The organism is Arthrobacter sp. JSM 101049 (genome assembly GCF_041679245.1).
In the GTDB taxonomy this organism is placed as follows: Bacteria; Actinomycetota; Actinomycetes; order Actinomycetales; family Micrococcaceae; genus Arthrobacter_H.
Genome location: NZ_JBGFFC010000004.1, coordinates 187,689 through 200,281 on the forward strand (window position 1 = coordinate 187,689; position 12,593 = coordinate 200,281).

14 protein-coding genes are annotated in these 12,593 nt (G+C 67.6%); 8 read left to right on the forward strand and 6 right to left on the reverse strand.

The window, feature by feature from the left end:
* Positions 1–87 precede the first annotated feature (87 nt).
* The 3 genes from AB8M85_RS13010 to AB8M85_RS13020 form a co-directional block, all read right to left on the reverse strand.
* Positions 88–1,140, reverse strand: a complete 1,053-nt coding sequence (locus AB8M85_RS13010; protein ID WP_372699254.1) for a recombinase XerD — start codon at positions 1,138–1,140, stop codon at positions 88–90.
* Positions 1,141–1,609: 469 nt separating this feature from the next.
* On the reverse strand, positions 1,610–1,948 hold the full coding sequence (locus AB8M85_RS13015) for a helix-turn-helix domain-containing protein (RefSeq protein ID WP_372699255.1): 339 nt from the start codon (positions 1,946–1,948) through the stop codon (positions 1,610–1,612).
* On the reverse strand, positions 1,945–3,051 hold the full coding sequence (locus tag AB8M85_RS13020) for a tyrosine-type recombinase/integrase (RefSeq protein WP_372699256.1): 1,107 nt from the start codon (positions 3,049–3,051) through the stop codon (positions 1,945–1,947). Before AB8M85_RS13020 ends, AB8M85_RS13015 begins: the two co-directional genes overlap by 4 nt.
* Before the next feature lie 428 nt (positions 3,052–3,479).
* Here AB8M85_RS13020 and AB8M85_RS13025 point away from each other — a divergent pair, with 428 nt between their 5' ends.
* Entirely contained in the window at positions 3,480–4,169 is a 690-nt protein-coding gene (locus AB8M85_RS13025) for a hypothetical protein (RefSeq protein ID WP_372699257.1), read from the forward strand.
* A gap of 98 nt (positions 4,170–4,267) precedes the next feature.
* On the opposite strand, the gene AB8M85_RS13030 is transcribed toward AB8M85_RS13025, so the two are convergent.
* Complete coding sequence (locus AB8M85_RS13030; protein WP_372699258.1) at positions 4,268–4,777, reverse strand: N-acetyltransferase family protein; 510 nt, start codon at positions 4,775–4,777, stop codon at positions 4,268–4,270.
* Positions 4,771–5,319, reverse strand: coding sequence for a nucleoside deaminase (locus AB8M85_RS13035; protein ID WP_372699259.1), 549 nt, complete (start codon positions 5,317–5,319; stop codon positions 4,771–4,773). The genes AB8M85_RS13030 and AB8M85_RS13035 overlap by 7 nt, the downstream gene beginning before the upstream one ends.
* Before the next feature lie 51 nt (positions 5,320–5,370).
* Here AB8M85_RS13035 and AB8M85_RS13040 point away from each other — a divergent pair, with 51 nt between their 5' ends.
* The 3 genes from AB8M85_RS13040 (at position 5,371) to AB8M85_RS13050 (ending at position 7,444) form a co-directional block, all read left to right on the forward strand.
* Positions 5,371–5,553 carry a hypothetical protein gene (locus AB8M85_RS13040; RefSeq protein ID WP_372699260.1) on the forward strand — a complete coding sequence of 61 codons (183 nt, stop codon included), beginning with the start codon at positions 5,371–5,373 and terminating at the stop codon, positions 5,551–5,553.
* 66 nt (positions 5,554–5,619) lie between these two features.
* The gene (zapE, locus tag AB8M85_RS13045; protein ID WP_372699261.1) at positions 5,620–6,750 is read left to right on the forward strand and encodes a cell division protein ZapE; all 1,131 of its coding nucleotides are present in this window, start codon (positions 5,620–5,622) and stop codon (positions 6,748–6,750) included.
* A gap of 7 nt (positions 6,751–6,757) precedes the next feature.
* A complete protein-coding gene (locus tag AB8M85_RS13050; protein ID WP_372699262.1) occupies positions 6,758–7,444 on the forward strand; it encodes a peptide deformylase in 687 nt (228 codons plus the stop codon).
* On the opposite strand, the gene AB8M85_RS13055 is transcribed toward AB8M85_RS13050, so the two are convergent.
* Positions 7,441–9,570 (reverse strand): prolyl oligopeptidase family serine peptidase, encoded by a 2,130-nt coding sequence (locus AB8M85_RS13055; RefSeq protein WP_372699263.1) that lies wholly within the window; start codon positions 9,568–9,570, stop codon positions 7,441–7,443. The genes AB8M85_RS13050 and AB8M85_RS13055 overlap by 4 nt on opposite strands.
* A 40-nt stretch (positions 9,571–9,610) precedes the next feature.
* On the opposite strand from AB8M85_RS13055, the gene AB8M85_RS13060 reads away from it, so the two are divergent.
* The 4 genes from AB8M85_RS13060 (at position 9,611) to AB8M85_RS13075 (ending at position 12,587) form a co-directional block, all read left to right on the forward strand.
* A complete protein-coding gene (locus AB8M85_RS13060) occupies positions 9,611–10,468 on the forward strand; it encodes a putative RNA methyltransferase (protein ID WP_372699264.1) in 858 nt (285 codons plus the stop codon).
* 114 nt (positions 10,469–10,582) lie between these two features.
* Entirely contained in the window at positions 10,583–11,050 is a 468-nt protein-coding gene (locus AB8M85_RS13065; RefSeq protein ID WP_372699265.1) for an NfeD family protein, read from the forward strand.
* Between the two features lie 84 nt (positions 11,051–11,134).
* Positions 11,135–12,043: an SPFH domain-containing protein gene (locus AB8M85_RS13070; protein ID WP_372699266.1), complete on the forward strand. Its 909-nt coding sequence runs from the start codon at positions 11,135–11,137 to the stop codon at positions 12,041–12,043.
* Between the two features lie 196 nt (positions 12,044–12,239).
* Positions 12,240–12,587 carry an RNA polymerase-binding protein RbpA gene (locus AB8M85_RS13075; RefSeq protein WP_372699267.1) on the forward strand — a complete coding sequence of 116 codons (348 nt, stop codon included), beginning with the start codon at positions 12,240–12,242 and terminating at the stop codon, positions 12,585–12,587.
* Positions 12,588–12,593 lie beyond the last annotated feature (6 nt).

Consider the following 12,593-nt stretch of genomic DNA (forward strand, 5'->3'; position numbering starts at 1 on the left):
AGGGGTGGCTGGCATGTCAGTGTGCACTTGCAAAGGCTATCGTCCATGGGCTCCCGGCAGCGGCAGCACGGCTGAGGCGGGCGGCACCTAGGGCTGGCGGACACTGCGGTTCGATTTGAGGTCGGCGTAGCGGGTCCATGGTTCACCTGCGGCTTCGGAGTGGAGGAATGCGACCTGGTGGCTGTAGCCGAGTGCGTCGGCGACCAGTGGTGGCGGCGCCAGGGCGAGGTGTTCGTCCAGGCCGGTGTTTCGCGCGCCGCGCAGTTCGAGGCCGAGGCTGCGGAGTCTGTCCATGATGGTGTTGGGGTGGAGATGCTGGCCTGTCCGGGTTCCCGGGAAGAGCCAGGGGCTGTCCGTCCCCGATCCCGTTCTGAGATTGGGGCGGTTTTGGAGGTGTTGCGTGAGGAGTTCCGCGAATGGCTGCGGGACGGGCACGGGATGCGTGCCGAGGGTGATGCTCAGCGTCCCGGTGGTGTCGTTGACGCTGATTGTGTCGCTGCGGAGCGCGGCCACCCGGACCAGGGGCTGGGCGTAGAGGAGAAGCAGTATGCCGGCGACCCTGTAGGGCAGGGACTCGCTGGTGCCGGTGAGCATTTCCCGGAGCCACGCGAGGCGTTCGTCCTGCGTGATGGCCGGGCGGCTCTTGGCCTTGTAGTGGCCGATCTCGACACGCGTGTTCGTGCCGGACTTCTTCGCGAACACGAAGAACGTCCGGATGGCCTTTCTTGTGGTTGGTCCCGTTGAGAGCCAGGTGTCAACGTCCTGCTGGGTGCTGGTGGAGGCGGTGCGCTGGTGGGTCTGCCAGAGCCAGTAGAGGAATTTGATGGTTTCTGTGATCTCTTGTTTGGCTGCATGCACGGGGCCGCGGGCAGTCGAGTCCGGGGTTGCCATGGCCCGGATGCGCCTGAGGTGGTGCCATTTGGCGAAGTGTTCGACGGGTTTGGCGACTTCGGCCGGCAGGGCGCGGAGCTTGTCGTCTATCCAGGTCTCGAAGCGGCTGAGGTACGGGTCGCGCTGGGGGAGAAGGTCGTGGTGCATGAGCAGTGCCCGGAGGTGGTCGGCTGCTCGTCCTGCGCTGTCGCTGTGGCTGTCGAGCCCTTCGTGGGTCAGAGGTGTCTGGCCGCTCGAGAGGGATGCCAAAAGTGCTTGGACCTTGGGGGAGCGCTTCCACGTGATGACGCTTTCGGGGCGCTCCGCCTCGCAAAGGACGTTGATTAGACTTGCTGTGCTTTTCGGATCGGCTGGGTTGGTGAGCAGCAGGGCGGTGAGGTCGTCCCTGAGGGCGCAGCGGGCGCAGATGCCGCGGCGGTAGAACTCGCCTTCGTGGCCGCAGCGGGTGCAGTGAAAGTCGTGGTGGATGCCGGCGCACGGTGCGCACCGCGGTCCTCCCTCGCGTGAGGGTGGGCCGGGGAGGAGTCTGTGCTGTCCGCAGTCGGGGCAGGTGCCGCGGGCTCGGGTCGCCAAGGTGAAGCAGGGACCGCAGATCTTGCCTTCTGGCCAAGTCGCCCGTGCCCTGCCGGCGGCGCGGCCGCAGCGGGAGCACTGGACGGAGCCGTTCGTGCGGGGGCGGCCGCGGGCGGTGTTGCGCGGCGTGAATCCTGCGGGTGGTTCAGTCGTCATCGTCGATGATGCGGGCGCGGCGTGGGCGGACGGTCCGGTTGAGGTCCACGACGTTGGGGGAGTTGTTGGTTCCGGTCTTGCGTGCCCGGACGTCGGCGGCGGTGACGGTGATGAGGTCTTCGGGGCCGCAGGAGAAGATGTCGCAGATGGCGGCTATGACCTGCAGGGCTACGCGTTCGGGCTTCTGGTTGACGATGCGGTAGACCTGGGGCCTGGAGAGGCTGATTCCGCGTTCGGCCAGCAGGGGGATGAGGTCGGTGGTGTTGTGCAGTCCCCGGGCCGCCATCAGCTCGGCCAGCCGCCACGTGTATTCGACTTGGCGCTTCATTGCTCTCCTCCGGATTGCGGTCCCAGGGCCTCGCCCAGCGTGCGGTCCAGGGAGGCCCGCAGGGTTGTGTTGCGGAAGTCGTCGCTGACGAATTGGTAGATTCCGGTGGTGGAGGCGTGTTCGTGGCCCATTTGGTATTGCACGAATCTAGGATCCCACCCGGCTTCGAGCAGGTGCGTCGCGTAGGAGCGCCGTAGTGAATGCAGGTCCAGCCCGTCCGACGGCATTCCCAGTTCGTCGAGGTACCGCCGGAGCCGGCGCAGGAGGGTGGACTCGACGATCAGGCCACCGCGTTCGCTGGGGAAGAGGTCGGGCGTGTGGAGTGTTCCGCGGCCATTGGCGAGCCAATCCTCCAGGATGCCTGCGGTCCAGTCGAAGACGGTCAGCACGCTGCGGGGCTTGGGCGGCGAGGCCCTGCGGGACTTGCCGAAGCGGACCTTGCAGACCCCGAATCTCCCGAATCCGCGGGCGCGGGGGTTGGTTGCGAAGTCGACGGTCTGCAGGTGCCGGAGCTCGTTGAACCGCAGCCCGTAGGAGTAGGCCACCTTGAGCATGACGGCGTCGCGGTAGGCCGCCTGCCAGCCCTTCTTGCCCGAGGCCTCGATGAGTCCGACCTCGTCGTCGGCGTGGTCGAAGACCCTCTGGAGTTCCTCCTTGGTGAAGGGCCGTTTGGCGGGGCGGCCTTCGAACTCCTGCACGTGCGTGGCCGTGTTCCACTCGTAGAAGACCTGGGCGGGATGGGTGCCGAAGAGCTGCTCGCAGGCCCTATCCCAGCCGTAGTCGGGGTTGGAGACGTATGAGGTGAAGTGGCGCAGCGCGGACTGGTGGGCGCGCAGTGTCGCATGGCTCACGCGCCGGATCGAGCGCAGGTCCCCGAAGTACTCCTCGACGTGGGCCGGCGTCCAATTCCAGGGAAACTCGTTCACGTGGTCCACGAACCTGCGGACATACCGGGCGCGCTGGTCGATCGTGTCGAACTTGAGGTTCCGCGAGAGCTGCTGGTTGCGCCAGCCGTCCAGCATCTCGTCCAAGGTCTGCTGTTCGGGATGCAAGAGCGGAACGGAGCCCAGCAGATACACCCGCCCTGATCCATCGACCGCCATTCCGCCTCCAAGTCCGCTGCAAAGATTGAATCAATGATTCATCACTTGCATCATCTAAGCAAACGAGCAAGTCAGGGGTGGTTTCTCGGGGCCTCAGGTCCTGCTCTGCGCAGGTCCGCGGAAAGGCTGCCGCTGCCGCTCCAATTCGGTGGACCCCTGAAACACCGCGGCCCAGAGGGCGACGAGCGTCCGGAGCCGAACGGCCGCGGGAGAGGGCTTGGATGATTCATCCGACGAGATACACAGAGTACTACTTGACATAATGTAGATTATCGGCGTTCACAATCGGAGCTGATTTGATGCGCCGGGTTCTCGCAACGTCGAAGGCGATACTCTGGCATGCAGTCTTTCATTCGTGGCACCTCATGGGATATTCGGAACGACAAGGCATCCGGGGAACCAGCGAGCGGCGCTACGACAGTTTCTGATTGAATCCACGCCGCCCCACGTTCACAAAAGACCACGGGTGCCCCTGCTCCCAGCACGCGCGCCCGGTGCGCCGTTGCGGGAGCCGCTTCGACCTGCCCGGCCACACGGTCTACGCCGCGACGAAGCGAGCGACCGCCTATCGCGAGGTCCTTGCCTATAGCGCGCCGTCCGCGGACGGGTACGCCGCCCTGCGAGCTGACGCCGTGGCAGTCGGCGTTGGCATCGATGTCCTGTTACAGGAAATGGTCGCTGCCGGCATGCCGGTGGAGGGGGTCGACTCCGATTGGCGCGACGCCCGACGGCTCTACCGCCTACAGCTGTCGGGCAGGCTGTGGGTCGCCCTTCGCAACAACAGCACCTTGTCCACGCTGGCTGCCCGGTTCAGAAACCTCCTCGAAGGCAGACGGCTCGACTACTCGGATGCGACGGGCAGCTGGCGCCTTCTCACAACCAGCGTGGCGGAGTGGATTTCCGGGCAATCCCTTATCGACCCATCGGGGAACACCGTGCGCCCGGACGGCGTCGCGTACACCCCGAAGTCGGGCATCTCGAGCGATGACGATCCATGCTGGGCCCAGTGCTCCGCCACGGCCTCCTTCGGGTGCGTCGTGCTCGATGCCGCCCCCCTGAGCGTATGGGATCCGGATGCACTCTCTGCCAGCAAGGACACGGGGGTGGCCTTCCTTTAGGCCGAAGCGAGACTGTGCACATGACCTGCATGCAAGGGTGCTTCGGCCAACTTCTCCAATACTGTTCGATCTCCAGACCCGCTTCTCCCCCGCCAAACTTACTGATTGGAATGGCCAACTGGACGGTTCGCGCCCATCAGGTAGCCTCGTCCACCATCAAACCGGACGGTATGAAAGGACGGCGCGGCGGCAACCAATTCAAACCCAAATTCTCGGTGCATCTCGATTGATGCCGTGTTGCCGGCATTCACGACGTACCAGGCAGTAGCCGATCGCTCCCAGATCCAATCCAGGCGCCGGTGGGTCAACAAGCCTCCGATGCCTCGTCGGCGATAGGACGGAAGCACCGTCACCCCACCCAGGTAGTGACCTGCTGGTGCTGGCCCATCTGGGTAGTTCCAACGGTGGGTTTTGCCCCAACCCACCAGCTGCTGTCCGCACTCCGCCACGACCACCAATCGTCCGTCGTCATCAGCGGCGGCTGCATACGAGTCGGAGGTTCCGGACGGCCGCCCGGCGCCGACATTCAGTCCGATGATGGCCGGCACGTCCTCGACCACGGCGTCCCGGATGACGACGTCGGGCGGAGCGGGCCTTGTTTTCACCATGTCCGGTCCGCGCCGGAGATTCCGACGGCGTCAAGGGGAACAGCAGCGGCCGTCGGGCCCCTGGCCCATTCCTTCATGCCATCAGGGCCGTCACCGGCGGCGTAGGCGTCAAACTGGCGAACCACTTCTTGCCGGAGGAACCCACCAAGGATGCGGGTGGGTTTCCTGAAGAACACCTGCTCCACCGGCGGGTTCCATGCAGCCACCGGCGCTGCCGCGCCGTCGTTGGGTGACTCGAGCCCAAACCAGACGTGCTCTACCCCCAGCGTGATCGCCGCCCCAAGGCACATCAGGCAAGGCTCGAGGTTCACCGCCAGCGTCAAAGGGGCCGGCACCCTCCGAAACCCCAGGATTCGATTTGCTTCCTGCAGGGCGAGAAGGTCGGCATGGACGATCCGCCGGCCGAGGGCCTGCTCCTGCGCATGGGCAGTTGCCGACACCTCGTCGCCGGACATGACCACGGCTCCGATGGGCATCTCCCCCGCGCACAGCCCCTGCTGCGCAACATCGAGTGCTAGTCGAACGGCGAGAACTGGTTCCACGAGTCACCCCCTCTCTCTCCACTCGCATTCTCAACAGAATAGACTTCCGGGATGGATGCATCAGCACTCAACGCACTGGTCCTGGGCCTGGTTGGCCTCATCGTGTTCTTCTACCTGCTGTACACGACCGTCAGGGCTGCCGTCCGTGCGGGGATCCGGGACGCCCGGGCCGACCCTGCGGCCGGCAGCGTGCAACGGACCGCCGACGAGAACCGCACGGCCCATGATGCCTAACCCACCGGCGAGCCATTATTTGTAGACTGCGGGCATGCCCACCACCGCAGCCGGCACCATCGGCCGATGAATCCCCTTCAGCTCTCCTGGGGCAACCGCAACTCCTCCCACAAGATCGCCGGCCGCATCCACGACGCCGCGGCCAGCGCCGGCCTCGAGCTCGACCACGGGCAACGCCGCCTCGTTCAAGCCATGGCAACTGCGGCCTCCGACGCCCTCTCGCGGCGCGCGGCGGCTCGCCCGGACAACCACTACATCTACGGCCCACCCGGGCGCGGCAAATCATGGGTCCTCGGGCTGCTCCACGATGCAGTGCAATCCGAGGGCACGCGTCGCATGCACTTCCACGACTTCTTCCGGGAACTCCATGCCCGGACCCACGGCGTCGAACAGGTCGATACCGGTGGGACATCGCCCATCGACCAGGCGCTGGATGACATGCTCGGGCCCACCCGCGTCCTCTGCTTCGACGAACTCCACGTCCACGACCCCGGTGACGCGATGTTCTTCGCCCGGACCCTCAAGGCCATTTTCGCCCGACGCATCCTGCTGATCGCCACCTCGAACTATGCCCCCGAGGACCTGCTGTCGAACGAGTACTTCCACCACCTCTTCGAACCGACGATCGAGATGATCACACGGGGGATGTCCGTGACGCGGCTCGACGCCGGAACCGACTACCGCACCCTCGCCACCACTCCCCCGCACGAGCACGGCTACGCCGCGGGGCATGTGCTTGTCCCCGGATCGGCAGGGCAATTGCGCGCCGCCGGGCTCACGGTTCCCGCGTCGCACGAACTGACGGACGTCACGCCGACCACGCACACGTTCCCCGCACTGCGCGCTGCCCAGGGCCAGGCCTGGTTCGACTTCCGCGCGCTGTGCGACGCCCCGTCGGCCGCATCGGACTACCTCTACCTGGCCGAGCACTTCGACCACGTGGTCATCGACGGCATCCCGGCTCCCGACCGCGCCGGCCCCAGCGCCTGGAAACGCCTGGCCAACCTCATCGACGTCCTCTATGACCGCGACATCCGGACCGATCTCATCTGCATGGCGGCGCCGGATCCCACGGCAGCTGGCGGACACGCCGTCGACGCCGCACGACTCGCCAGCCGGTTGGCGGCCCTGCAGACGCCGGACAACGCCCCGGCCCCGCACGATGAACCCACCGCAACAATCCACCCCGACAGGTAGCCCCGCCATGCCATCGAACACCCCCGCAGCCCCCGCCTACTCCCCCGACGAGCTGCTCGACATCGTCGCCGCGATGGTCACCCGCATCGAACGCGACGACGACGGCACGCTGCGTGCCGACTCCCTGCCGCCCATCGTCCAGCTCGGCCATCCGGTGCTCCGTGCCCGGACCCCGGAGTATGCCGGCGAACTGCCGACAGCACTGCTCGAGGATCTGCTGGAGGTCATGCGCGCGACCATGCATGCGGCCCCGGGGGTCGGGTTGGCGGCCCCGCAGATCGGATTGCCGTTGCGTCTTGCGGTGCTGGAGGACCAGTTCCCCCTCGACGATGCCGTTGCCGAGGTGCGCGAACGCGTCCCGCTGGAGTACTTCGCGGCGATCAACCCCTCCTACGCCGCGCAGGGACACCGCACGGCCTCGTTCTACGAGGGATGCCTGTCCTTCAACGGCTACCAGGCCGTCGTCGAAAGGCCGGCGGACCTTCTCGCCACCTACACCACGGAGCTCGGCGAAACGGTGCAGCGCGGCTTCACCGGCTGGCCGGCACGCATCTTCGCTCACGAAACCGACCACCTCGACGGCACGGTCTACATCGACAAGGCCATCACCCGCAGCCTCTGCACAGGCGCGGAGTACGCCCAACGCTGGGCGGCACCGGGCATCGATGCCGCCCGCACCGGGCTGGGTTTCTAGACAGCCTTCTCGACGGAGGCAGCCGCGGGGGCACCGCCGTCGTTCCCCGAAGCACCCTCGATGGGGAGGTGGCGGGACCACCAGTCGAGGATCGCCTCGAAGCGCTGGCGCCGATGCCAGGGCGTCCCGCCGCGGGACAGCTCGTGGTTTTCCCCCGGGAAGAGCAGGAACTCGGCCTCCACTCCGTGGCGCAGCAGCTCGACGTAATAGCGCTGGGCCTGCTCGAGCGGGCAGCGGTAGTCCTCCTCGGAATGCATGACCAGGGTCGGCGTGCGCACCTGGGAGACCTTCGCCATCGGGCTCTGCTCGAGCGTGGCGGCGACGTCGCGGCCGGTGTACTCCTCGCTGAAGAACCAGCCGATGTCGCTGCTGCCGGTGAACGAGAGCGGATCGAGGTAGCCGCGCTCCACGATCGCCGCGGCGAAGCGGTGGTCGTGGGCGATCATCCAGGCGGTCAGGTAGCCGCCGTAGGAGCCGCCCATCACCCCGACCCGGTTCCCGTCCAGCGACGGCTCGGACGCCACCGCCCCGTCGAGGAACGCCAACACGTCCTGCAGGTCGACCGTGCCCATCGCCTCCTTGATGGCCAACCCGTGGGCGCGCCCGTAGCTCGCGCTGCCGCGCGGGTTGCACTGCAGCACCGCGTAGCCGGCCTGCGCGTAGACCTGCGCCTCGTCGAAGTAGCCCCAGCCGTATTGGGCATAGGGGCCGCCGTGGATGTTCAGCAGCACCGGGTGCGGGCCCTCCCCCGCGGGCAGGTACAGCCACCCGTGGACCGGGTACCCGTCGGTCGAGTCGACGACCAGCTCGCGCGGCTCGGCGATGCGGGTCCCCGCGCGCAGGCCGGCGGCGAAATCGGTCAGGGCGTGGACCCCGCCCTCGTGCGCCACCCCGATCTCCCCGGGGGTGGTGGGATCGGAATAGGAGAGCACGACGACGCCGCCCTCCTCGGCTGCCCCCTCCACCACCAGGTGCCCGGAGACCAGTACCTCGGTCCGGCCGTTCGGGGTGATCGCGTGCAGTTCGCCGCTGCCGCGCACGCGGGCACGCGCGGCGACCCCGGCCTGCCCGTACGGGATGAGCTCATCGTTCTCCGTGTAGTCGACGGTGTCCGGATCCGTCAGCAGGCGTGGCTGCCCCGTGCCGATGTCGGCGGTCGGGAGCACGTAGACGGCGCCGCTGCGGGCGACGAAGTCGATGCCCGACTCCCCCACGGCACTGCCCAGCAGGAACAACGAGGCCCCGTCGCGGCTGAACCTGACGCACTCGTACGCGGTGTCCCCCTCGGCGGAGCCGGCGACCAGCTGGACGTCGAGTTCGCCGGTGCCGGAGGTATCCAGCCCCTCGACCGCCACCCGGTGGACCATCGAGCGCAGGTCCCGGTCGGAGCCCTCGTGCAGGGAGGCGGTGAAATAGACATGGGAACCGTCGGGGGCGAACTCAGGGCTGGAGCAGTCGCGGTCCCTCGGGGTGATCAGGCGGGCCGGCGGGAATTCGGCGGTCGGCGCCACTTCGCCCCCGGCGGCAGCGGCGGCGTCCTGGACGGCCTTCGCGGCGCGGCCCACGGGCTTGATGTACGGCTCGTCCCCCAGCTCCGGGACCTCCATCAGGTGGATGCCGGCGCGTTTGTCGTTGCCGAAACCCAGTCCGTTGAAGCGGTACTTGAACCCGCTGATGCGCCGCGGGTCCTCGGCGCCGGCTTCGACGCCGTCCAGCGTCCCGTAGCGGCCCTCCTCCGGGGTCCGGCTGGTGAAGGCGATGCGGCGCGAATCCGGGGAAAACACGAACCCGCCCACGCCGAGGTGCCGGTCGGTGACCAGGCGCGGCTCGCCGCCGCGGGCATCGACGATCGCCAGTTGCGGGCGGCCTTTCGCGTCGGGCCGCAGGAAGGCGATCATCCGTCCGTCGGGCGAGAACCGGGGGGCCCGGTCGGCCGTCCCCCGGGTCAGGCGGCGCGGGGCCGGCGCGCTGGAACCGGTGTCGTCCAGCTCGAGCAGCCACAGCTGGCCGACCCCGGTATCGGCGTCGAAGCTGGGGTGGCTGGCCGCGAAGACGGCCACGCGGCCATCGGGGCTCAAGGACGGTGCGGATACAGTGGTCAGGAGCTCAAGCTGGTCTGGTTTCACCCAGTGAGCGTATCTGAAAGACTTATTGAAGGAAATAGCCGTGATCCGCGAATCCATCGCCCTCAGCTGCCCGGTGTGCGCGGAGTCCCTGGAGGCCGCCGGGTCCCCGGCACGGGTGCTGTCCTGCCCGGCCGGCCACCGTTTCGACGCCGCCAAGCAGGGCTACTTCAACCTGCTCACCGGCCGGGGCACGACCTTCCGCGAAGACACCCCGGCGATGGTCGAGGCCCGGGCCCGGTTCCTGGCCGCCGGACACTATGCCCCGCTGGCCGACGCGTTGGCCGAGGAGTCCACCGCCGTCGTTCCCGGGGGCATTCCCCGGATCCTGGATGCCGGAGCGGGCACCGGCTACTACCTCGACACCGTCGCCGGCGCCCTGGAGGCGACGCGGGGGGCCCGGCCGGAGGCCGTCGCACTGGACATCTCGCGGTTCGCCATGCGGCGGGCGGCCAAGCTGCCGCGCACCCGGGCCCTGGTCTGGGACCTGTGGCGGCCGTTGCCGGTCGCCGACGCCCAATTCGAAGTGCTCATGGATGTCTTCGCCCCGCGCAACGGCGGGGAGTTCTCCCGAGTCCTCGTCCCGGGTGGCGTCGCGTTGGTGGCCACGCCCCTGCCCGACCATCTCGCGGAGGCCATCGGACCGTTGGGCATGCTCTCCATCGGAGCCGGCAAGGAGGAATCCGTCGCCGCGGCACTCGGCCCCGCGTTCGAGCCACTGCGCTCCCGGGAGATCAGGACGCCGCTGCGTCTTTCGGATGACGACGCCGTCCGCCTCGCCCTGATGGGGCCTGCCGGACACCACCACGACGAGGCCGACATCCGCCGCCGGCTGGCGGGAAGCCCGCTGCCGGACGTGGTGACGGCCGCCTTCCGCCTGCAGGTTTTCCGCCGCCGATAGGGCCTTCCGGAGGGAACATACCTCCCAAGGGTGATGATGGAGGACGGGCCCGTCGGGCAAGATGGAAGGACCGAGGGCGGAACGTGCCCTCCCAACGTTGATGCAGGTGGCGGAATGTTCGAATGGGTCATCGCGAATGCCTGGGTTTTCTGGCTGGCCCTTTTCCTGGTCCTGGCGATCGTCGAGATGATGTCCCTTGACCTCTACTTCATCATGCTCAGTGCCGGCGCACTCGGCGGGGTGTTCGTGGCGCTGGCCGGCGGGGGCTTCTGGCTCCAGGTGCTGGTCTTCTGCCTGCTCTCCCTGGCGATGGTCTTCTTCGTGCGGCCCATTGCCCTGCGGCAGCTCCACAAGGGACCGGCGGACCGGCTCACCAATGTCGACCGCCTCGTCGGCCAGGATGCCCTCGTGCTCGAGCCCACCACGAAGATGGGCGGCAGGGCCAAAATCGGCGGCGAGACCTGGAGCGTGCGCAGCGAAGACGAAACGCCCCTGGCACCCGGCATGTACGGCACCGTCGTTCGGATCGACGGCGCCACCGCCTTCATCACCACCCGTGCCGCCGGGGCGCACGGGCACTAGTTCTTCGACGGAACCAGCGCAGGCCAATCCGGCGCCGGCTCCGCCACCAGCCCCTCGGGGCCACACAGAATAGGGGAACCACATATGACAGGCCTAGGCATCGTCCTGGCAGTACTCGCGGTCTTCGTGATCATCGTGCTGCTGCGGTCGGTACGCATCGTCCCACAGGCGCGGGCCGGCATCGTGGAACGGCTGGGGAAATACCAGCGCACACTCGGACCGGGGCTGACGCTGCTGATCCCCTTCGTCGACAGGCTGCTTCCGCTGCTGGACCTGCGTGAGAACGTCGTCAGCTTCCCCCCGCAGCCGGTGATCACCGAAGACAACCTGGTGGTCTCGATCGACACGGTCGTCTACTTCCAGATCACCGAGCCCCGCGCCGCCACCTATGAGATCGCCAACTACATCCAGGCGGTCGAGCAGTTGACGACCACCACGCTGCGCAACGTCGTCGGCGGGTTGAACCTCGAGGAGGCGCTGACCAGCCGCGACCAGATCAACGGCCAGCTGCGCGGGGTCCTCGATGAGGCCACCGGGAAGTGGGGCATCCGCGTCTCGCGCGTCGAGCTCAAGGCCATCGATCCGCCCCTGTCCATCCAGGATTCCATGGAGAAGCAGATGCGCGCCGAACGTGACCGCCGCGCCGCGATCCTGACGGCGGAGGGCACCAAGCAGTCCCAGATCCTCACGGCCGAAGGGCAGCGGCAGGCCGCCATCCTGGCTGCCGAGGGCGATGCCAAGGCCGCGATCCTGCGGGCCGACGGCGAGGCCCAGGCCATCGAGAAGGTCTTCGACGCCATCCACGCCGGCAACCCCGATCAGAAGCTGCTCGCCTACCAGTACCTGCAGACCCTGCCGAAGCTGGCCGAGGGCAGCTCGAACAAGCTGTGGATCATCCCCAGCGAGGTCGGCGAGGCCCTGAAGGGGATCGGCGGCGCACTGGGCAACTTCACCGACGGGGACGATACGGCACCGGCCCCGAAGAACCCGTAGCCTGCGGAGGTAACCTCACCGGACGCCTCTCCGGCACGTTGGGCACCGGGGCTCCCCCGGCGCCGGACGGTCCCCGGAAACGCGTATACTGATGTTTTTGTGGCTTCCGCCGTCGGGCCGGGGAATGATTGCCCCGCCAACGGCGTTGTGTACGTAGTTGATGCCGAACAGCAGCAGAACGCAGTAGGGAGAAAACATGAGCGATCGCAGTCTGCGGGGAATGCGCCTGGGCGCACAGAGCATGGAGACCGAGGCCGGCGTCGAGCCGGCTCCGCGCCAGCGCGTTGAATACCGTTGCGAGGACGGGGAGCAGGTCTTCGTCATGTTCTCCACCGAAGCGGAAATCCCTCCCACCTGGGTCTCCAAGACCGGCAAGGAAGCCAAGCTCGTCAACGGCGAGCAGCCCGACGACTCGAACGCGAAGCCCGTGCGTACGCACTGGGATATGCTCCTGGAGCGCCGTTCGGTGGACGAGCTGGAGCAGATCCTCAAGGACCGTCTCGACAAGTTGCGCACCGCCCGCGGCGAAAAGGTCGACGCCTAGAACCTC

Coding starts and splice junctions, on each gene's coding strand:
- AB8M85_RS13015 (WP_372699255.1), bottom strand. CDS start 1,948: ATGAAGCGCCAAGTCGAATACACGTGGCGGCTGGCCGAGCTGATGGCG.
- AB8M85_RS13020 (WP_372699256.1), bottom strand. CDS start 3,051: ATGGCGGTCGATGGATCAGGGCGGGTGTATCTGCTGGGCTCCGTTCCG.
- AB8M85_RS13030 (WP_372699258.1), bottom strand. CDS start 4,777: ATGGTGAAAACAAGGCCCGCTCCGCCCGACGTCGTCATCCGGGACGCC.
- AB8M85_RS13040 (WP_372699260.1), top strand. CDS start 5,371: ATGGATGCATCAGCACTCAACGCACTGGTCCTGGGCCTGGTTGGCCTC.
- zapE (WP_372699261.1), top strand. CDS start 5,620: ATGAATCCCCTTCAGCTCTCCTGGGGCAACCGCAACTCCTCCCACAAG.
- AB8M85_RS13050 (WP_372699262.1), top strand. CDS start 6,758: ATGCCATCGAACACCCCCGCAGCCCCCGCCTACTCCCCCGACGAGCTG.
- AB8M85_RS13065 (WP_372699265.1), top strand. CDS start 10,583: ATGTTCGAATGGGTCATCGCGAATGCCTGGGTTTTCTGGCTGGCCCTT.
- AB8M85_RS13070 (WP_372699266.1), top strand. CDS start 11,135: ATGACAGGCCTAGGCATCGTCCTGGCAGTACTCGCGGTCTTCGTGATC.
- AB8M85_RS13075 (WP_372699267.1), top strand. CDS start 12,240: ATGAGCGATCGCAGTCTGCGGGGAATGCGCCTGGGCGCACAGAGCATG.